Origin of the sequence: Salinicoccus kekensis, assembly GCF_900220995.1 — a bacterium.
GTDB lineage: Bacteria > Bacillota > Bacilli > Staphylococcales > Salinicoccaceae > Lacicoccus > Lacicoccus kekensis.
The window spans coordinates 305,058-324,804 of sequence record NZ_OBQF01000003.1 but is presented as its reverse complement, the minus strand read 5'-3'; the positions used below and the strand labels follow the sequence as shown (position 1 = coordinate 324,804).

Annotated in this window: 18 protein-coding genes; 4 read left to right on the top strand and 14 right to left on the bottom strand. The window is 50.5% G+C overall.

Annotated elements, in window-relative coordinates:
* Positions 1 to 413 precede the first annotated feature (413 nt).
* Together CRN96_RS08220 and CRN96_RS08215 are read right to left on the bottom strand one after the other, a co-directional pair.
* On the bottom strand, positions 414 to 1,199 hold the full coding sequence (locus CRN96_RS08220) for a KinB-signaling pathway activation protein (RefSeq protein ID WP_097041011.1): 786 nt from the start codon (positions 1,197 to 1,199) through the stop codon (positions 414 to 416).
* A gap of 14 nt (positions 1,200 to 1,213) precedes the next feature.
* Positions 1,214 to 2,275: an Mrp/NBP35 family ATP-binding protein gene (locus CRN96_RS08215; protein WP_097041009.1), complete on the bottom strand. Its 1,062-nt coding sequence runs from the start codon at positions 2,273 to 2,275 to the stop codon at positions 1,214 to 1,216.
* Between the two features lie 253 nt (positions 2,276 to 2,528).
* On the opposite strand from CRN96_RS08215, the gene CRN96_RS08210 reads away from it, so the two are divergent.
* Positions 2,529 to 3,905, top strand: coding sequence for an alanine/glycine:cation symporter family protein (locus CRN96_RS08210; RefSeq protein ID WP_097041007.1), 1,377 nt, complete (start codon positions 2,529 to 2,531; stop codon positions 3,903 to 3,905).
* Between the two features lie 69 nt (positions 3,906 to 3,974).
* Here CRN96_RS08210 and CRN96_RS08205 read toward each other — a convergent pair whose 3' ends face one another.
* From CRN96_RS08205 to kynU, 12 genes are all read right to left on the bottom strand, one after another.
* Complete coding sequence (locus CRN96_RS08205; protein ID WP_097041005.1) at positions 3,975 to 5,054, bottom strand: NAD/NADP-dependent octopine/nopaline dehydrogenase family protein; 1,080 nt, start codon at positions 5,052 to 5,054, stop codon at positions 3,975 to 3,977.
* Positions 5,055 to 6,605: an amidohydrolase gene (locus CRN96_RS08200; RefSeq protein ID WP_097041003.1), complete on the bottom strand. Its 1,551-nt coding sequence runs from the start codon at positions 6,603 to 6,605 to the stop codon at positions 5,055 to 5,057.
* Positions 6,606 to 6,660: 55 nt separating this feature from the next.
* Positions 6,661 to 7,470 carry a pyrroline-5-carboxylate reductase gene (gene proC, locus CRN96_RS08195; RefSeq protein WP_097041001.1) on the bottom strand — a complete coding sequence of 270 codons (810 nt, stop codon included), beginning with the start codon at positions 7,468 to 7,470 and terminating at the stop codon, positions 6,661 to 6,663.
* A gap of 76 nt (positions 7,471 to 7,546) precedes the next feature.
* Positions 7,547 to 8,242: a PAQR family membrane homeostasis protein TrhA gene (trhA, locus tag CRN96_RS08190; RefSeq protein WP_097040999.1), complete on the bottom strand. Its 696-nt coding sequence runs from the start codon at positions 8,240 to 8,242 to the stop codon at positions 7,547 to 7,549.
* Positions 8,242 to 9,396 (bottom strand): UTP--glucose-1-phosphate uridylyltransferase, encoded by a 1,155-nt coding sequence (locus CRN96_RS08185; protein WP_097040992.1) that lies wholly within the window; start codon positions 9,394 to 9,396, stop codon positions 8,242 to 8,244. The genes trhA and CRN96_RS08185 overlap by 1 nt, the downstream gene beginning before the upstream one ends.
* 19 nt (positions 9,397 to 9,415) lie before the next feature.
* Entirely contained in the window at positions 9,416 to 10,717 is a 1,302-nt protein-coding gene (locus tag CRN96_RS08180) for a pyrimidine-nucleoside phosphorylase (RefSeq protein ID WP_097040990.1), read from the bottom strand.
* An 18-nt stretch (positions 10,718 to 10,735) separates the two neighbouring features.
* Complete coding sequence (locus CRN96_RS08175) at positions 10,736 to 11,869, bottom strand: glycosyltransferase family 4 protein (RefSeq protein WP_097040988.1); 1,134 nt, start codon at positions 11,867 to 11,869, stop codon at positions 10,736 to 10,738.
* Positions 11,870 to 11,898: 29 nt separating this feature from the next.
* Positions 11,899 to 13,047 carry an NAD-dependent epimerase/dehydratase family protein gene (locus CRN96_RS08170; RefSeq protein WP_097040985.1) on the bottom strand — a complete coding sequence of 383 codons (1,149 nt, stop codon included), beginning with the start codon at positions 13,045 to 13,047 and terminating at the stop codon, positions 11,899 to 11,901.
* A 178-nt stretch (positions 13,048 to 13,225) separates the two neighbouring features.
* On the bottom strand, positions 13,226 to 13,546 hold the full coding sequence (locus tag CRN96_RS08165; RefSeq protein WP_097040983.1) for a hypothetical protein: 321 nt from the start codon (positions 13,544 to 13,546) through the stop codon (positions 13,226 to 13,228).
* A 15-nt stretch (positions 13,547 to 13,561) separates the two neighbouring features.
* Positions 13,562 to 14,404 (bottom strand): tryptophan 2,3-dioxygenase, encoded by an 843-nt coding sequence (locus CRN96_RS08160; protein WP_097040981.1) that lies wholly within the window; start codon positions 14,402 to 14,404, stop codon positions 13,562 to 13,564.
* A 2-nt stretch (positions 14,405 to 14,406) separates the two neighbouring features.
* Positions 14,407 to 15,030, bottom strand: coding sequence for a cyclase family protein (locus tag CRN96_RS08155; RefSeq protein WP_097040978.1), 624 nt, complete (start codon positions 15,028 to 15,030; stop codon positions 14,407 to 14,409).
* Positions 15,027 to 16,292: a kynureninase gene (gene kynU, locus CRN96_RS08150; RefSeq protein ID WP_097040976.1), complete on the bottom strand. Its 1,266-nt coding sequence runs from the start codon at positions 16,290 to 16,292 to the stop codon at positions 15,027 to 15,029. Before kynU ends, CRN96_RS08155 begins: the two co-directional genes overlap by 4 nt.
* 124 nt (positions 16,293 to 16,416) lie before the next feature.
* On the opposite strand from kynU, the gene CRN96_RS08145 reads away from it, so the two are divergent.
* The 3 genes from CRN96_RS08145 (at position 16,417) to CRN96_RS08135 (ending at position 19,222) form a co-directional block, all read left to right on the top strand.
* Positions 16,417 to 17,133 carry a 3-ketoacyl-ACP reductase gene (locus tag CRN96_RS08145; RefSeq protein WP_097040974.1) on the top strand — a complete coding sequence of 239 codons (717 nt, stop codon included), beginning with the start codon at positions 16,417 to 16,419 and terminating at the stop codon, positions 17,131 to 17,133.
* Between the two features lie 9 nt (positions 17,134 to 17,142).
* Positions 17,143 to 17,577 carry a hypothetical protein gene (locus CRN96_RS08140; RefSeq protein WP_425442527.1) on the top strand — a complete coding sequence of 145 codons (435 nt, stop codon included), beginning with the start codon at positions 17,143 to 17,145 and terminating at the stop codon, positions 17,575 to 17,577.
* A gap of 82 nt (positions 17,578 to 17,659) precedes the next feature.
* Positions 17,660 to 19,222: a BCCT family transporter gene (locus tag CRN96_RS08135; protein WP_097040969.1), complete on the top strand. Its 1,563-nt coding sequence runs from the start codon at positions 17,660 to 17,662 to the stop codon at positions 19,220 to 19,222.
* Positions 19,223 to 19,747 lie beyond the last annotated feature (525 nt).

The window sequence follows — 19,747 nt, the reverse complement described above, 5'->3', positions numbered from 1 at the left end:
CATAAATGGAAAGCTCATCTTGAGCTCGTTATGATACTGACAGTATCAATTGCGTTTTGTGTTGTGCGCCTCAACTGCTTCCATAATGGAAGACTTGTTTATCGGAATTAACGTTGACATATTGTCATTCAGTTTTCAATGTTCTTCGTTTGCTGTGTTGCTTAAATATCTTAACATAGCTTTTATTTCTTTGCAACAGTAATTTAATATGAATTTAACAAAATTAATATTCGATTTTCTGCTGCGTTGCTTAGCTCTTTAAGCGACTTTTATAGAATACCAAGTTTCCGGATGAACGTCAACAACTTCCCCATATCTTTTATTGTACTTTTACAAACCACCCTGATGATCTCTTCTTCCGCTGTATATAAAAAACCGCCCGGCGCCTCTCCAGGCACCGGGCGTAAGGCATGTCACCGTTCTTTGACGCTGCCCCTTTTGCGGTTCTTGACCGCCTTCTTCTCATCGTTTTTCGCTTTCTTCTTCTGCTGCTTCGCAATTTTTTCCTGACGGGCTTTATCATCCCGCTCTTTTCTCAGTTCCGCACGCTTCTTATCATTGATATCACTTTTGGTGATCCTTCCGCGTGCCTCCTTCTCCTGCTGTGATGCCTCTATGTAGTCCGGCAGCTTGATGAGCTGATATGCATTCATCACAAGGATTGCGAATACTGACCTGAAAATCCAGGAAGTATCATCCACCACAATGAAAGGTATCATTGTGATCGCCGTGATGAAGACCATGAAGAATAATGAAGGTATGAAGACGTTCGCCTCTTTGACCTGCTGATTCTTATATCTTGCGACAAGGACACCGAATACAATCATCATGATCGGTATCCACATGAAGCCCCAGACGGAGCCCTGATCCACACCCACTTCATAAAATCTGAAATAGAAGAGGTCAAAGATTGCATAGATTATGAGCAGCAGCTGGATGTACGGCCAGAAACTCCTGAATATCCCCATACCAAGCGGATGGACGAACAGGTATACGAAAAATGCCACCTGACTGATCGTCGCTATCAACAGACCGAAGGTGATGAACCAGATCAGTCCTGCAAGAAATTCACCGATTTCCCCTCTGAACAGGTAACTCGTGACATTTTCATATTCCAGGATCAGGCTGATGACGGTCGATATGACCGTCCCGATGAGTAAAGTAGTAAAATAAAACTTAACCAGATATTTTGATGTCATGACACTTTCTCCTACTAGTCTTCACTCTGTTCTTTACTCTGTTCGATAATGTTGTTGGCTATATTTCTGTAGATCTCGCTGATTTCGCCTTCTTTGTAGATGGATGGTGCGAAATCGTCGTGATCCCACTTCGGCTGGCCGAGCGGCACTTGTCCAAGCAGCGGCACTTCGAGATCTGCGGCGAGCTTTTCTCCACCGCCCGTACCGAATACGTACTCTCTCTGACCTGTAGTTTCGCTTTCGAAGTAACTCATATTTTCAATGACACCGATGATTTCATGGTCAGTATGAAGTGCCATGGAACCTGCACGTGCTGCAACGAATGCTGCAGTAGGGTGCGGAGTCGTGACGATGATTTCTTTACTGGACGGGAGCATTTGATGGACATCAAGTGCGATGTCGCCTGTTCCCGGCGGCAGGTCGAGGATCAGGTAATCCAGTTCGCCCCACTGCACTTCATTGAAGAAGCTCGTCAGCATTTTACCAAGCATCGGCCCGCGCCAGATGACAGGTGTATTCTCCTCAACGAAGAATGCCATGGAGATGACTTGAACGCCATAACGGTTTACAGGGATGATCTTTTCCCCTTCAACGGCAGGTTTCTCCATTATACCCATCATATCCGGTACACTGAACCCGTATATATCCGCATCGATGATGCCTACTTTTTTGCCGGCGTTTGCAAGTGAGACGGCGATGTTGACCGCAACCGTCGATTTGCCGACGCCGCCTTTACCGGAAGCGATGGCGATGAATTCCGTCTTGCCGTCGTTGATCTTGCTTTCTATCTCGGAGGCTTCGCTGCCCCTGTGCTCATTGATCAGGTCATCTTCCAACTCCTCAAAGCGGATGCCGACTGTGGCAAAACCTTTCTCTTTGAGCAGGTCGACCACCGTCATCTGCAGATCCAGCTGTTCCTGGCCGCCCATGCGTCCGATGGCGAGCTTGACACTGACATGCTCCTTCTCTTCTTTCACCTTGACTTCGACGATCCCCTCAGTATCCTTCAGCGGGACATTCAGTATCGGATCGTTGATTTCACCGAGAAGCTCTTCTACTTCTTTATTTGATAGCATTGTATTACTCCTTTATCTGTAAAATTCAATATAATAATCATAACATAACCACTATGTAATAATTTAAGAATTAACCTTCAATTTATGATAAGTCCGCGAATTTTTCACTGATTTTCTTCATTCTCCTCCTCAAGAAATGAAAAAAACCCCCATTTAAATATTTAAAATATTCTAACTTCATGTTGCCTTTTATCATTAGTTTTAATAATATTTATTTAAGTTCCAAAAAAATTAAATATTGGGGATGAGATGTATGGAAATAATTACAGCAATATCCGATTTCCTCTGGGGGTACCCGATCATCATTGCGCTTTTGGTCGTGAGTGTGTACCTGACTTTCCGGCTGAAATTCTTCCAGTTCAGAAGACCGCTTTACATATTTCAGCAGACCATCGGACAGGTCGGTAAAAAGACGCGGGGCAAGGGGACCGTCACGCCGTTTCAGACACTGACCATAGCGCTCTCTTCCACGATCGGTGCCGCCAACATCGTCGGGGTGCCTGTTGCGATCATGCTCGGGGGTCCGGGCGCACTGTTCTGGATGTGGGTCATCGCTTTCATCGGCATGGCCCTGAAATTCGGGGAAACCGCGCTTGGTGTCCATTACCGCGAGAAAAATGCCATCGGGGAATATGTGGGCGGCCCGATGTACTACATGCAGAAAGGGATCAAGTGGCCGATGATCGGGAAGATCCTCGCCGTCTGGTATGCATTCTTCCTGATGATAGAACTGATACCGAGCATCATGGTGCAGAGCAACTCCGTTGCAAGCACCATCACCGACAGCTTCTCCATACCGCCGGTATTCACCGGCATATTCATCGCAATATTTGCGGGCATCGTCGTTTTCGGCGGCGTCAGGCGCATCGGCCGGGTCACTTCATACCTTGTTCCTGTGATGGCTTTATTATATATCATCGCAGGGCTCATCATCATCTTCATCCATGTCGATATGGTGCCTGAAATTTTCGTACTCATTTTCACGGAAGCGTTCAATCCGACCGCCGCGCTTGGCGGAGGCGCCGGTGTGGTTCTCGCGGAATCGATCCGCTGGGGATTTGCGCGCGGTATATACAGTAACGAAGCCGGGCTCGGTACATCACCGATCGCCCATGCAGCTGCACAGACCGACCACCCGATCAGGCAGGCGTTCTGGGCAGTCATCCAGATCGTCGTCGATACTCTCATCATCTGCACCATCACCGGGTTCGTCGTATTGATTACAGGTGTATGGCAGCATGGCGACGCCCATGAAGACAGCGTGCGTGAAGCACTGACTGCACGTGCATTCGAGGAGACGTTCGGCACCATCGGCAGCAGCGTGGTTGCGGTGGCTTTAGTACTATTCGTCTTCTCCACGATTACAGTCGTCATCTTTTACGGTGCAAGGCAGGCGGAATTTTTATTCGGATTATGGGCCGGCACGGCCATCAAGGTCGTCTATATCATTTCAATCGTTCTCGGTGCCGTCGGCGGGGCGACCTTCTTATGGTCACTGCTCGATCTCACACTGTTCTTTGTGGTGTTGCCGAACCTGATCGCGGTGCTGCTGTTGTCACCTAAAATTATTCAGCTGTATAATGAATTCTTCCATACGGAAGGCAAATACTACAAAAAAGATACTGAATAAAAAATTCGTGCATGAAAAACCCGTATACCGTTCCCGGAGGAACGGCGTACGGGTCTTTTATTGCTTCATTTATCCGGTCATGATCTGATTCAGTTCTTCGGCGTCTTTGATCTCTATGCCGAGCTTGTCCAGTGTAAGGCCGATTTCAAAGTAGTCCCTTTCAAGAAGGACGCCCGTCAGTGTGATGACTGCATCCATCACCGGCGTGTCCACACCGACCGCATCACCGATGCTTGCCCACAGGACGAGCCCGCTTTCGACATCTTCGGTGATATAACGGTTTTCCAGATGTGTCGGGCCGAGTATCTCCCTGAGCATCGGGGATTCATTGAACTGCTTCAGCAGCGGCTTGCCTTCTTCGAAGTATCCGCTCCGCACGCTGCGTGCCGATTTATCGACCGCGTCATAACCGAGCTTCCTGCATATTTCCTGGCGTTCCTCATCTATCTTATGCACCACGTTGACCGTATGTTCAGTGATGCCTTCCTTATATAAGTAGAAACTGTCACCGGCATAGTCGATGCGGCCTGCATTGAGGATCGACGGGCCGGGATGGCTTTCCGGGTTGCCGTTATTCAAAGTGACTTCGATGATGGTGTCCGCCTTGACGAAATCATACATTCCGCCGAGGACTTCCAGCATCTCATCAGTATCTTTGGCCGGGTAGGCTGCAAAGAGGTTGTATTCATTGTAGCCGATCAGGTTTGCTTCATTCGTTTCCGCATTGTACCTTGAAGCATATGTCAGCGACATGGATTCGCCCACTTTGATGTCTTTATCGACGCCGAGTTTGTCCATCACGTTGCGGAACCTGATGCTGCACATGGCACTGGCACTGTTGATGTAGATGTGCTGTCCGTCTTCGATATGCGGGCCGATGTTTTCAGCTACCTTTTCCACAGCAGGCGCAGGGATGGCAAGCATCAGTACATCCTGTCCACTGACCGCTTCTTTCACATCACGGGTGAACGCATGTATTTTGACCGGTTCCCCGTTCAAAATGATTTCATTGTTCTCACTCAGTTTGCTCAAATCACTTTTCGAATCCGGGGACTGATAAAGCGTAACCGTGTACCCTTTTTTTGTTAAATCGGCCGCAGCCGTCACTCCGCCGTGTCCGGCACCAAAAATACCAACTTTTAATGTCACTTAAATTCCTCCTTTTTGATAAACCACTTCATCTTCTATAATCGTATATAAAACTTCCGCCTCCAGCAATGCGTCCGCTTCAACGTTCATGACATCCCGGTCGAACACTGCGAAGTCCGCATAGTAGCCTTCTTTGATCAGGCCTGAACGGTCCCCGCGGTAGACGATCTCCGCTGCATTCTTGGTGTACATCTGGAATGCCTCGAACACGCCGACTCTTTCTCCTTCATTATATACACCCGTTTTGCCCTCTCTTGTGACCAGTGCATGGATGCCCGGAAGCGGGTTGACATCCTCGATCGGCGCATCCGATCCACCGCCGAGCAGCAGCCCATTGTCCTGCATCGTCTTGAAATTATAGAGCCGTGCAGCACGTTCTTCACCGATATAGTCCTCCACCCACGGCATATCAGACGTCAGGAACGTCGGCTGGATGTCGCAGATCACACTCAGCCTGGACATGCGTGCAATCAAATCCTCATCGAGCAGGCTGACATGGATAAGACGGTCATGCAACCCTTCCGGGGCAGGATATTTCTCAATCGCATCCAGCACCATCTCGACCGCCCTGTCACCGATCACATGGACAGCGACCGCATCCCCGTTCCGCCTCGCTTTTTGGACGAGCGCTTCCAGGTTTTCGCTTGTATGTATCCTGAGACCGGTCTCATCACTGTCTTCATATGGTTCTTTCATCAGGGCGGTGCGGCCGCCGAAGGCGCCGTCTGCGAATATCTTCATCGCATCTTTGTCGACCCAGTCCTTTTTATACTTCGGATCTTTATCCACCATCTCTTCATAAACGGACTCATGCCTGAGCAGGTTCACCCTGAACTTCAAAGCATCCTCACCGATCGTGTTCAGGTAGGCATTCAGCGGCACATCATTTTCCCCGTAATATGCCATATCTTCGGTATGTACGCCGGTGACACCGAGCGTATACAGATGTTCAACCGCGACCGTGATGTCATCGCTGACCGACTCGATCGTGTCTTCCACCTGGGCCGCCCTGAACTTATCAAAGGCCGTATCGTACACCCAGCCCGTCAGTTCACCGTTTTCATCCCGTTCATATGAGCCGCCTTCGGGATCTTCCACTGAAGCATCGATGCCGAGAGCTTCAAGGGCTTTAGTGTTGACGACTCCCGCATGCTGGCAGACCCTGGCTATGAGTGTCGGTTTCTCCGTCAGTTCGTCCAGCTCATGCCGGTTGATCCGGTATGCATCTTTGAAATTATTCTCATCATATCCGAGTATCATATTCCATTTGCGGTCGGAGCTGTGATTTTTAATCAGTTCTTTTACACGATCCACATCGTCTTCATCGTATAAAACAAGCGACTTCAGCCTTTTGCCCACCATCACGAGATGGAGGTGTGTATCGTTCAGCCCGGGCAGCATCGCACCGCCCCCAAGGTCGATCACCCGGTCCGCGTCCACATCCCCCGGATCCACTGCAATCACCCTGCCATCCTCCGTCAGGATGCTCTCAAACACTTCATCATGCGAAGCCATGCTGTATATCCTGCCATTTTTATATAATGTCTTCATAGACTGCCTCCTTAAAAAAATACTTCATATTAACTGTAATATGAAGTATCGCTTATCATTCCTCTTCATCCTGACTCAGCTCTTCGCTGCGGCTTGCTGCAGCATTCAGGGTCGTGATCAATATCTTCTTCAGGCCCTCGCCGTCCAGGGCATTGAGGCCCGCTTCCGTCGTACCGTGCTTCGACGTGATATTCTTACGCAGATCGCTGAAGGACAGCTCCGAGTCTTCGACCATCTTGCCTGCCCCGATGACGAGGTTCCTTGTCAAAAACATCGCCTCTTCTTCATCGAAGCCGAGTTCCATCAGGCTTTCTGCATACATTTCATATATATAATAGAGGAAAGCGGAACCTGAGCCCGTCGCAGCGGTGATGTTATGCATCTCATCTTCCCCAACAGTGACGGTGGTGCCGAAACTCTCCATCAGTTCTATCAGTTCATCCCTGTCCGTGAAATTTTCGGAATATGATATGCCGTTCACTGAATGGCGGACCATTGCATTGGTGTTCGGCATGATCCTTGCAATCGGGTTTTCAGTTTTGAGTTCCCGCCGGATTGTCTTGATCTGGGTCCCTGCCATGACTGAAACGACTTTTGTCTTCGGTTCAAGATACGGCCTGATCCGTTCCGCAACAGCAGGAAAACTCTGCGGTTTACTCGCGAGTATCACGTAATCTGCATCTTTCAGCAATTCCTGGTCATCATAAGAAACGTTGACGCCCAGTTTTTCTTTAAAGAACATGATTTTCTCCTGCATGCTTCTGCTGGTCAAGTATATATCAGAAGGCTCGACAACACGATTTTCTATCATGCCGATAAAAATCGCACTTGCCATGTTTCCTGCACCGTAAAAGACAATCTTCATCAAATCAACTCCATAAATATTTTTGACCCAGGCTTCATCTTAACAAACTGATTGGAAATGTGAAGGTTAATCCTAATTAAATATAAAATACGATGGCCACGTAATGCATCGCACTTGCAGCGATGATGAAGAAATGCCATATCATATGAAAATATTTCCGCTCTTTCTGAGAATAAAACCATGCACCCACCGTATAACTGATACCCCCGAGTGCGATCAGGCTGATGAATACCCAGTTCGTCTCACTGATGATGAGCGGTGCGAACAATACGGCCATCCAGCCCATGAGAAGATAAAAGATCATGCTGACCCTGGAGCTGACTTTCGGGCTCAGCACTTTATACAGTATGCCGCCCACGGCCGCGGTCCATTGGATGATGAGTGTGAAAGTCCCCCAGAATCCGCCGATGACGGAAATTGCGATCGGTGTGTATGTACCCGCGATCGCAACGTAGATCAGACTGTGATCAAGCAGGCGCATGACGTATTTGTGCCTCGTGTTGTGCGGTACTGAGTGGTACAGCGTCGAAGTGAGGAACATGAACAGTATACTGATGACATAGATGGATCCGCCGACGGCATGCGCCATCCCGCCCTCCAGGTACATGTACACGGATGTGAACGGCAGCAGCATGATGAAGATGATCGCCGCCACCCCGTGACTCACACTGTTGCCGACTTCTTCCCCGAAAGATAACGGGATCATGTGGCGCATCGTGCTCTTGTGCGCTTTCTCGTTGTATGCCTTGACCGTCCCGTCATTTTTAGCCATCAGATCAGTCCTTCGGATTTAAGGTCATGATACGCCGTTTCTATGCTGTCTTTACCTTCTTTATTTTTAAGCGGCGAAAATTCGCCCTTCCTGTCAACCTGCAGCGTATGGTGGGATTCTGCATGCTTGAAAGCATCGAAATAAAACTTCTCGAACTTCAGCACTTCCTCTTTCACTTCATCAAGTTCTGCATCGAGGAATTCAAGCTTCTTCAAAGCAAGATGGTAGGGCATCTCGACTTTTCCGGCCTTATCCAGAAAATCTGTCGTGAAAATATGGATGCCGATATTTCCGTTCAGGAATTCGCGGTCCGTCCCTTCAGGCAGTTCCGTGTACTCGACCACCGCCTTGGCACCGTCCACCAGGCTCAGCCGGCCGACGCTCTCACCGGGCTTCGGAACGATTGATTTCGATGTCACCTCGCCGCCTTCCTCCAGATGCAGGCCGGCAAGCAGAGGGTCCAGCACTTTGACAACCGCATTGTCCACATTGTTCATGAAGACATGTCTGACTCCGCGTGCCTTCATATCTTCGAGCATGCCAGACTCATATAATGAGGAGAACACGCCGCCGTTGCCGTTAGGCGTCATCATGATCTTCCTGTCGGCAGTCAGCAGCAGAGTCTTATCCTTCCCGACCGGGGGGAAATGTTCCTGTTTGAAGAAGTGCACATTTTCTTCAGGCAGGCCGAAATAGTCGTTTTTCTTGAAGAAATCCAGCGTTTCAGAGTGGTTGATGTCACTCGTCATGATGTACCAGTGCACCGGCAGGCCTTCCCCAGTCTCATACTTCTTAAGCTGGCGCGCCTGGAGCTCGAACAAAGAGACACCGTCAAATGAGAACGTGCCCTTCGGGCCGGGATGTTCAAGGCGGGTGCCCTGCCCGCCCGCCATCAGGAGGACCGCGAACTCCCCTTTCCTGACAGCATCTTCAGCCCGTCCCTCCAGCGCTTCTTTTTGGGAATCATCAAGTGATTCGGCTGAAACGTAGGGGATCTCCTCGATTTTCTCCATATCGACCGGCTGCGGATTGAGGTAAGCTTCCTCATACACCTTCTCTATCTCATCGATATCAAGCGCTTCGAATGTTTCAGCCAGACGCTGCTGCTCTGCCTTAGTGAGTTTATTGTATTGCGGAATCCATTCTTCAATCATGGTTTTACTCCTCATCATATTATTCGGTGATCATTTTACGGATGAGCGGGATGTCTTTTTCATCCCCGCCGATCTTGTAGTTTTCAAGAACTTTCGTTTTGACGGCTTCGACATCTTCGGTGTTGCTGTGGATGGTCACAAGGGATTCTCCAGCCTCCACCCGGTCTCCGACCTTTTTGTTCAACATGAGGCCGACGGCAAGGTCGATTTCATCGTCTTTCGTCTGACGGCCGGCACCGAGCATACTTGATGCGATGCCCATCGCTTCTGAGCCGATCTCCTCGACATATCCGGACGTCTTGGATTCCACCTCAAACTTGAATTCTGCCTGGGGCAGCCTACTCACATCATCGACGATGGAGGCGTCGCCGCCCTGGTTCCTGAGGAACACTTTGAATTTTTCAAGTGCGCTGCCGTCATCGATGACGCCCTGGAGCTTCTCGCGTGCCTCTTCAAGCGTCTCCGCTGCACCGCCGAGCACCGCCATCTGGCTGCCGAGCTCGAGGCTCAGTTCCGTCAGATCTTCCGGCCCCTCACCTTTCAGCGTCTCTATCGCTTCCTGCACTTCGAGTGCATTGCCGATGGCGCGTCCGAGCGGCTCTTCCATGCTTGAAATGATCGCCATAGTCCTGCGGCCGACATCATTGCCGATCGTGACCATCGCTTTTGCGAGTTCTGCGGCGTCTTCCTCCGTCTTCATGAAGGCGCCGTCGCCGACTTTGACATCAAGCACGATGGCATCCGCACCCGCCGCGATCTTCTTGCTCATGATGGAGCTTGCGATCAACGGGATCGAATTGACCGTCGCCGTCACATCCCGGAGGGCGTAGAGTTTCTTATCCGCCGGTGTCAGATTGCCCGACTGGCCGATGACCGCGACTTTGTCGCGGTTCACGATATCGATGAATTCACGTTCCGTGATTTCCACGTGGAACCCTTCCACCGCCTCAAGCTTATCGATCGTCCCGCCGGTGTGCCCGAGGCCGCGGCCGCTCATCTTCGCAACCGGTACTCCGAGTGCTGCAACAAGTGGTGCCAAAACGAGCGTCGTCGTATCACCGACGCCTCCTGTTGAATGCTTGTCGACTTTCACGCCGTCGATTTCCGACAAGTCGATCCGGTCGCCGGAAGCCACCATCGCCATCGTGAGATCGGCACGTTCCGCATCGTTCATATCATTGAAGAAGATCGCCATCATCAGGCTTGATACTTGATAGTCCGGTATATCATCCTTCGTATAACCTTCCACTACAAAGTCGATTTCTTCTTTTGTAAGCGGTTCGCCGTCACGTTTTTTTGCAATAATATCCACCATTCTCATATGAATCCCTCCTGTAAATCAGTCACTCCTGCCCACGGAATGTCTGTCCCTTGCATCCTTGTAATAATCGAGCAGGCGTTTCGAGGCATTCTCCCAGGAGTATTTGAGCGCTTCCTCCCTCGCCTCTTTCCTGATCCTGTTGAATTTCTCCTCATCATCAATCATTTCGACCGCTTCAAGGAGACTGTCCAGGTTTTCGTTTTCAAAGAGCATGCCATTTTCCCCGTGGGTGACCTGCTCCAACGTCGGTCCGCTTTTTGCGGCGATGACCGGAAGTCCTGATGCCATCCCTTCAAGTATGACAAGACCGAGCGTTTCCGAAATGCTCGGGAATATGAAGGCATCGCTCGACGCATAAGCTTTTGACAGCTCCTCACCATGCAGGAATCCTGTGAATACCGTGCCCGTGCCTGCAAACGTCCTCTCAAGTTCCTTCCTTGCCGGCCCGTCGCCGACGATGGCCAGACTGATGTCCGACCTTGTCTCAAGCATCGGCAAAAGCTTATGTATCTCTTTTTCTATCGCAAGCCTTCCTATGAAGACAAGCAGTTTATTGTCCGGCCTGCCGCCTGTCAGGTACTCCCGCATCTTTGCATCCTGGAATTTCGGGTGGCGCTTTTCGATGTCCACACCGCGCGGGATGATCGACAGCCTCTTCACACCCTCACGGTCAAGTTCATCATACATCGACTGTGATGTGACCAGGTTGACATCGGCATTTTTATGCTGCCGCCTGATATACCACCAGAGCAGGGGTTTTAACGGCTTATACACCGAATAAAAATCAAGGTACTTCGGCAGGTGCGTATGATATGAAGATACGAGCGGCACATCCAGTTTCTGGGCAGCGATCACCGCACTCGTTGCAAGCAGCAGCGGATTGACGGCGTGCACCACGTCCGGGTCGAATTTCTTCAGCTCCCGGTGGACTTTGCGTGACGGGAAGCCCCACTTCCTGTATCTGTAAAAAGGGAAAGTGACCGGCTTCACGCCGATCACTTTCGCACCTTTGTAGTCCCTGACGCCGAGATCCGGAGCGATGACCAGCACTTCGTGACCTTCATCCAAAAAATAATCGATCGCTTTTTTCAATCTTGTTACGATGCCATCCGTGGATGGCAGAAATGTCTCTGTTACAATCGCGATTTTCATGCGTCAGCAGCCTCCAGCTTTCCAACTAATTATTTCCAAGTGACCTGCGGCATCACGTTATCCACGATGATCCTGTCCTTATGCTGCAGGCAGTACTCGAGGATTTCCTTCAGGACATCGTCCGTCAGAAGGTGCGGTTCAAGACCCAGGTCGATCAGTGCAGTGTTGACTGCGTTGTAATAATGTTCCTCTTTTTCGACACGCGGGTTTTCAACGTTTGAAACTTCTACGTCGATGCCGAGATCTTTTGCGACTTCCTGGACTTTTTGTGCAAGTTCCAGAACGGAGAATGATTCGGTGAACTGGTTGAACACCCTGAACTCACCTTTGTCCGCCGGATTTTCAGCAGCAATTTCAACACAGCGCACAGTATCTTTGATGTTCAGGTAACCTCTCGTCTGGCCGCCAGCACCGTAGACAGTCATATCGTGGCCGATCGCCGCCTGTGTGATGAAGCGGTTCAATGCCGTTCCGAAGATCGCATCGTAGTCGAGGCGGTTGACGAGGACCGGGTCCTTCAGCGTCTCTTCAGTGTTCAGCCCGTATACGACACCCTGGTTCAGATCCGTTGCACGGATGCCCCAGATTTTACATGCGAACATGATGTTGTCCGTATCATGCACTTTCGTAAGATGGTAGAAAGAGCCCGGCTGTTTCGGGTATGGCAGGACATCCTTCCTGCCTTTATGTTCAACTTCGATATATCCTTCTTCGATGTCAATGTTCGGCTGTCCGTATTCACCCATCGTGCCAAGCTTGATCAGATGGCAGTCCGGTTCGAATTCCTTGATCGCATACAGCACATTCAAGTTGCCGATGACGTTGTTCTGATGTGTATAGACAGCATGCTCGCGGTCGATCATGGAGTATGGTGCCGAACGCTGTTCCGCAAAATGTACAAATGCTTCAGGCCGTTCCTGTTTGAACACCAGGCTCAGGAAATCATAATGATTCAAATCACCTTCGTATACCTTGATCTCTTTGCCGGTGATTTCATTCCATTTAGCAACACGCTCTTCCAGTGATGCAATCGGCGTGACCGAGTTGGAATTGAGCTCCTCATCATATTTCCTTCTGACCAGATTGTCCACTATAGTCACTTCATGACCCTTTTCAGATAAGTAGAGTGCAGTCGGCCATCCACAAAAGCCGTCTCCTCCAGCTACAATAATTCTCATTTGAACATCCTCCGATTCGCTACGAATATTTTAGGTATACTTATGTATACACTTCTATTATAAATATTAATCATCAGAGTCACAAACTTTTTATATAAATGCAAATGTAATATGTTTGTAAATTCCATGCGGACAAGAAAAATTGACGGACAGTCCTTTTGGGACTGCCCGCCCCTCTTCATTTCGTGCTCGTCGTCCAGCCTTTGCTGCCCCGGTGCCGCTTGATATGGGCATATATGTTCTCGCCTGCGTACTCCTCGTTCGTGTATACCGTTATGTCGAAGTACCTGCCCGTGTCGGACAGCTCCTCCTCCAGGTAGAAATCTTTCAGATGGGCAAATAAATTCTTCATCTGATCCATCTTCAGGCTTGGATATTCCCTGAGCACCTTTTTCTGCAGGCCGCCCGGCTGATCCATGATCTCCTGCACGACGATGACGAACGTCTCGTCCTCTTTGATTACATCATCGAAAATATTCGTCTGTCCGTAATCCACCACATCCAGTCCCTCCTTTTATAGTTCGGTCCGCAGTTCCCATAACTCCTTGAAGAAATATTTGTCGATCACCCGCTTCAAATAGTTCACGCCGGAACTGCCGCCCGTGCCCGTCTTGAAACCGATGATCCGCTCCACCGTCTTCATATGCCTGAAACGCCACTGGCTGTACCTGTCCTCAATATCGACAAGCTTCTCCAGAAGTTCATATAACACGAAATATTCATCGGAATTCAAATAGATCTGCCTGAACGCTTCCTTGACCGAATCATTCGCCTCATAATCTTTTGTAACGTCCCTCTCCAGCACGGCTTTATCGATATGGAACCCGGCCCTGTGGACCGCATGGATCGTCGCATCATATATGCTCGGCGTCTCGAGCTGGCGTTTCAGCCGTCCGTATATTTCCGGATCTTTTTCATAGATCTTCAAAGCGTGCGTCGTCTTGTAGCCGAGGCAGTATTCCATCATGCGGTTCTGGTAGGATTGGAAGCCTGAGGCATTCGCAAGCACATCCCTGAATTTCAGGTAATCGCTCGGCGTCAGGGTCGCAAGGACATCCCATGAAGAGATGATCTGCTGCTGGGCGTTCGCCACCCGCGCAAGTTTTTTGAACGCCACCCTGAAATCGTCCGCCCCTATATCCTGGATCGCCGAGTTCAGTTCATGGATCATCAGTTTCATCCATAATTCCGAAACATGGTGGATGATGATGAACAGCTGCTCATCGTGCTCATCGGATAACGGCTTCTGTGCCGTCAGCACCTGCTCCAGAGATAAATATTCCCCGTAGGTCATATCCTTATTGAAGTCCGTTTTTACATTTTCCCCGCTCAGCGTCTTGTCCTGGTATTCTGACATTCCTACTCCCCCTTGGCTTTGACGGCCGCCCGGACGGGCGAGCCGTCTCCGCCTTTGATTTTTAAAGGCAGGGCGATGAAATCGTAGAATCCGTCCGGCGTCCCCGCCAGCACGACATTCTCGATGATCATGATATCATTTTGATGCAGTTTGTGATGTATCGTTAAATCTTTCGAATCGAGGGCATCCACGGACGGTACATCGATGCCGAATAACTTGATGCCGGCTGATGCAAGGTATTCCACCGCATCCCCGTCCAGCACCGGCACGGTTTCGGGGAATGTCTCAGTGTCGTATGCCTCCTGCGTTTTTATGAGCAGTATCGTACCTTTGATTTCAAAACGCGAGAGCAGGGGTTTTGTGATCACTTCTGTATCATATACCGAAATGATCGTCGCATCCCCGATATACCGGTTGATATCGAGCGTTTCCACGGTGCCGCCCGCTTCATCGAAATGGAAAGGCGCATCGATATGCGTACCGGTATGTGTGCTCGTCGTGATCTTCCCGATGTTCACCGAGCCCGTTTCCGCCTTCGTGACCGGCAGCTCGAAACTGAACGGTGTGTCCTCCGGCCAATGTGCTGTGTCATCCGTCAAAGTCTGTGAGATGTCGATCCATGTCATGCCACCACACCCCGCCGGTTGCCGAATTTTTTGTAGGTTCCGTCATCCATGATCTCTTTTAAGATCTTAAGCGCATGATAAACATCTTCGAAACTGTTATACAGCGCGACCGGCGCAATCCTGACAAAACTTGGCGCCCTAAAGTCGGGAATGACGCCCCTTGATTTCAATGCCGCATTGATGCCCGCTGCATTCTCATGGCCGATGAGCACGTGTCCGCCCCGCGCATCAGCCGGGCGCGGTGTGACGATCTCAAAGCCGTATTTTTCGAATTCGGCATCCAGCATCTCAAGCATGAAGCCGGTCAGCTTCAGTGATTTTTCCCTTACATCCGCAATGCCCGCTTCATTGAATATTTCGAGCGCGCCGAGTAAAGGCGCCATCGACAGTATATGGGGCGTGCCGATCTGATACTGGCTGATGTCCGCCGCCGGGTCGAATGTGTGATCCATATCGAACTGGCTTTCTTTATTGTTGCCGAACCAGCCTCTCAAAGAGACCTGCTTATGATGATGCTTTGGATGGACATAGAGGCCTGCAACGGACCCGGGGCCGCCGTTCAGGTGCTTATAGGTGCACCATACCGCAAAGTCGACGCCCCAGTCTTTCAATTCGTGCGGTATCGCGCCGATTGAATGGCATAAATCAAAACCGATGATGATCCCTTTCTCGTGGGCGGCCCTCGTCAGCCGCTCCATATCCAGTATCTGGCCGCTCCTGTACAGCACAGCCGGCAGCAGGATGAGTGCCACGCTCTCATCCATGAGAGCGATGATGTCTTCCGTCTCCAAATTATGCCCGTCGCGGCTCTTTGCCTTCAACAGGCCGTCACCGTGACCGTAGTCATCCAGCACGGCCTGGACCGCGTAGATGTCCGATGGAAAGTTCAGTTCATCCACCAGGATCTTATATCTGTCTTCCGTCGGCTGATACAAGGTCCTTACGGTCTGGTGGATGTTGACCGTCGTGGAATTGGTCGCAAGCACCGACACCGGGTCCGCGCCGATGAGGCCTGCCATCAGTTCACCGATGCGCTCCGACATGTAGAACCACGGCCGTTCGCCTTCCGTCCAGCCATCGATGCCGAGCGTCTTCCAGTCGTCCATCACGTCCAGCACACTCGCCTCGGCACGGCGGCTCATCAGTCCGAGGGAGTTCCCGTCCATATAATATAAATTTTCGCCGATATAGAATTCGTCCCTGTATTTGCTGAGTTGATCGTCCGCATCGTACCGCCTTGCGGTTTCCAGCCATTTTTCCATTCATATCTCTCCTGTCGTCAAGTGTAAGCGCTTAAGTTCATTTTATAGAAATTGACGGGCTTTATCAATGATTGACAGTGTCCGCTTTGATACAATGGCAGTAAATGAGGAATGGAGTGTATATATGCAGAACTTAGAAGGTAAAAACGCAATCATCACGGGGGGCAGCCGCGGCATCGGCTTCCATACCGCATTGAACCTCGCAAAAGAAGGGGTCAACGTCGCCATCATGGGGCGTGACGAAAAAGCACTGGAAGAAGCGAAATCAGAAATCGCCAAAACAGGCGTGGAAGTCATCGCTATTAGTGCGGACGTCTCCGATGAAGGCGGCGTACAGTCAGCCGTCAAAGAAGTGAAGGAAAAGTTCGATTCCATCGATATTCTGATCAACAATGCCGGCATGATGGGCAGCGGGCCTTTCCTTGAATCGAAGACGGAGGATTTCGAGAAGATGATGCAGGTGAACGTCTTCGGCATGTACCATATGCTGCAGGCCGTACTGCCGGGCATGGTGGAGCAGAAGAGCGGCGACGTCGTCAATGTCGCTTCCGTATCAGGACTCCGTTCCGGGCCGGGCGGGTCACTTTATTCCGCAACGAAGTTTGCCGTCATCGGCATGACCGAGGGGCTTCTGAAAGAGATGCGCCCGCACAACATCCGGGTGTCCTACCTGACACCTTCTGCGGTCAACACATCGCTCATCGGCAACACGAAGCTGCAGGAAGAGACCATGACCCAGCCTGAAGACATCGCGGACATCATCGTCAACAACTTGAAGATCCACCCGCGCACACTCGTTAAAAACACGGAAATGTGGGCGACGAACCCGCTGGAAAAATAAAAGATTGGAGTGTTTGAGATGGTAGGACCGGCTTTGAGGAAGTTCGATTCACATAAAGCGATCCATGACGCCGGGCTCGGCGGCGCAAAAGAAAGGATCGAAGGCATGAGGGAGCTTTTGGAGAAGAAGGAGTATGATCATCTGGCCGAAGAAATCGAATCCTTCATCGAATTTGTGGAGGGCAAGATCATCGTCCATGCAGATACTGAAGAAGAGGATGAGGGGCTGTACACCATTGCGGTGAAGAATGATCCCGGCCTGCATGATAAAGTCCAGCATCTGATCCGCGATCATGACCTGATGCGTGTCATTGCTGATAAGATGAAGCATGAGCTTGGCGGGGAGAAGCCCGATTACCAGCAGTTGATCGATTTCGCAAATTCAGTCATCATAATCAATGAAATCCATTCCCGGGACGAGGAAGAAGCACTGCTTGAAAAATGATTGACCAAAGCACGCCGGTGAGGCGTGTTTTCTTATTTTTGTTTAATGTGTGACAATCTGGGAATACGAGAGTAAAAAGGGAGTGGGAGATTTGAATGGAAAAGAAAACCGATGGAAATTGGTGGAGAAACGCATATTAATTCCTTCTGTAATCATTATCATACTCATCAGCATCCCCTTTGGACTGTACGAGTCGGAATCACTCGAATTGCTGAACAGCATATTCGATGCGATCGTCACGAACTTCGGCTGGGGATACATATGGTATGCAAACATCCTGGTGTTCATCGGACTCTATCTGGCCTTTTCGAAATACGGGAAAGTCGTGCTCGGTGATCCTGCGGAAAAGCCGGATTTCACACTGTTCCAGTATTCAGCTTTACTTATTGCGATGGGGCTCGGCTCCACAATCATGAGGACGGGGATGATTCAGTGGGCGGATATCGCCAACAATCCGCCCATAGGCATTGAAGCGGGTTCTCCGGAATCGATGTTATGGGGCAACTCCTACGGGATGTTCATATGGAGCCTGCAGACTTTCTCCGTCTTCGTCATGGCCGCTCCGGCGATTGCTTATATCGTCCATGTTAAAAAGCGGCCGATGATGCGCATTTCCGAAGCGACGAGAATTTTATTCGGGGATAAGTTCACCGACGGCCTCGGCGGCACCCTGCTCGATATTTTATTCCTTGTGAGCATACTTTCCGGTGCTGCGGTCACCCTCGGGCTCGGAACACCGATCATCACGACGAACCTTGCTGCACTCCTGGATACGGAAGTGACATTCACCATGACGATGATCGTCACTATCATCTGGGTCTTCCTGTTTTCAATCAGTGCATACGTCGGGATCGAGAAAGGCATCAAGCGGCTGAGTGTCGCCAACATCTACCTGGCAGCGGCACTCGCCCTATTCATACTGATCGTCGGACCCGGGATATTCATCATGGACTTCTTCACGGAAACCGTCGGGCATCTGCTCAGCAATTATTTGACGTTCTCATTCTTCACTGAAGCCACCGCAATCGAACAGACGTCATTCATCAAAAACCATCTGGTGTTCTGGTTTGCCTACAACGCCACATGGGCGATGCTGCACAGCGTCTTTGCGGCAAGGATTTCAAGAGGGCGCACCGTGAAGGAAATGATCCTGACCTATATGGTCGCGCCGACTGCACTCTCATGGGTGGCAACCGGCATCCTCGGCGGAATCGGCGTCCATGGTCAGCTGACCGGGGACATCGATGTGCTTTCGCTCGCGGATGAAAACGATCCGACGTCGATCATACCGGTCATCCTTGAGACGCTGCCTCTGTCGACGATCATCATAGTGCTCTTCATCATCATTGCGACGATCTTCCTGATCACCACGCTCGATTCGACGACGTTCACCATTGCCGCCTACACAAGTAAGGAGAACATGAGTGAACAGGATCCATCGAAATTCGTCCGCATACTGGTCGCCGTCATCATCACGGCACTTGCACTTGTGCTGATGCAGATCGGCGGACTCGCACCGCTCGAAGTGATTTCCGGCATGATGGGCATTCCGATCATTGCGATCCAGTTCATCCTAGTTTATGCCGCCATCAAGATGATGGACAGGGACAAAGCCTGGAAATACAACATCAGGAAAGACGACTAGAATAAAATTCAGGGCCGCTGCAGACTATTAATCTGCAGCGGTTTTTTTGTGCTGTCAGCTTGTTTCGTAACCCTCGGCTGGTTTGCGGGTTGATGTTGCGGATTTGCACCCCTTTTTCGCAACCCTCTGTTGGTTTCCGGGTCAAGGTTCCGGATCGGCACCCTATTTTCGTAACCCTCCGCCGCTTTCCGGCTCAAGGTTGCGGATCCGCACCCCTTTTTCGCAACCCTTCGTCAGTTTCCGGGTCAAGGTTGCGGATCCAGCTCCCGGTTTCGCAACCCTCTGTTGGTTTCCGGGTCAAGGTTGCGGATCGGCACCCTATTTTCGTAACCCTCCGTTGGTTTCCGGGTCAAGGTTGCGGATCGGCACCCTATTTTCGTAACCCTCCGTTGGTTTCCGGGTCAAGGTTCCGGATCGGCACCCTATTTTCGTAACCCTCCGCCGCTTTCCGGCTCAAGGTTGCGGATCCAGCTCCCGGTTTCGCAACATTAGCCGATTTCAACACTCAACCTTGCGGACGCACTC

Coding starts and splice junctions, on each gene's coding strand:
- CRN96_RS08220 (WP_097041011.1), bottom strand. CDS start 1,199: ATGACATCAAAATATCTGGTTAAGTTTTATTTTACTACTTTACTCATC.
- CRN96_RS08215 (WP_097041009.1), bottom strand. CDS start 2,275: ATGCTATCAAATAAAGAAGTAGAAGAGCTTCTCGGTGAAATCAACGAT.
- CRN96_RS08210 (WP_097041007.1), top strand. CDS start 2,529: ATGGAAATAATTACAGCAATATCCGATTTCCTCTGGGGGTACCCGATC.
- CRN96_RS08200 (WP_097041003.1), bottom strand. CDS start 6,605: ATGAAGACATTATATAAAAATGGCAGGATATACAGCATGGCTTCGCAT.
- proC (WP_097041001.1), bottom strand. CDS start 7,470: ATGAAGATTGTCTTTTACGGTGCAGGAAACATGGCAAGTGCGATTTTT.
- trhA (WP_097040999.1), bottom strand. CDS start 8,242: ATGGCTAAAAATGACGGGACGGTCAAGGCATACAACGAGAAAGCGCAC.
- CRN96_RS08185 (WP_097040992.1), bottom strand. CDS start 9,396: ATGATTGAAGAATGGATTCCGCAATACAATAAACTCACTAAGGCAGAG.
- CRN96_RS08180 (WP_097040990.1), bottom strand. CDS start 10,717: ATGAGAATGGTGGATATTATTGCAAAAAAACGTGACGGCGAACCGCTT.
- CRN96_RS08175 (WP_097040988.1), bottom strand. CDS start 11,869: ATGAAAATCGCGATTGTAACAGAGACATTTCTGCCATCCACGGATGGC.
- CRN96_RS08170 (WP_097040985.1), bottom strand. CDS start 13,047: ATGAGAATTATTGTAGCTGGAGGAGACGGCTTTTGTGGATGGCCGACT.
- CRN96_RS08160 (WP_097040981.1), bottom strand. CDS start 14,404: ATGTCAGAATACCAGGACAAGACGCTGAGCGGGGAAAATGTAAAAACG.
- CRN96_RS08155 (WP_097040978.1), bottom strand. CDS start 15,030: ATGACATGGATCGACATCTCACAGACTTTGACGGATGACACAGCACAT.
- kynU (WP_097040976.1), bottom strand. CDS start 16,292: ATGGAAAAATGGCTGGAAACCGCAAGGCGGTACGATGCGGACGATCAA.
- CRN96_RS08145 (WP_097040974.1), top strand. CDS start 16,417: ATGCAGAACTTAGAAGGTAAAAACGCAATCATCACGGGGGGCAGCCGC.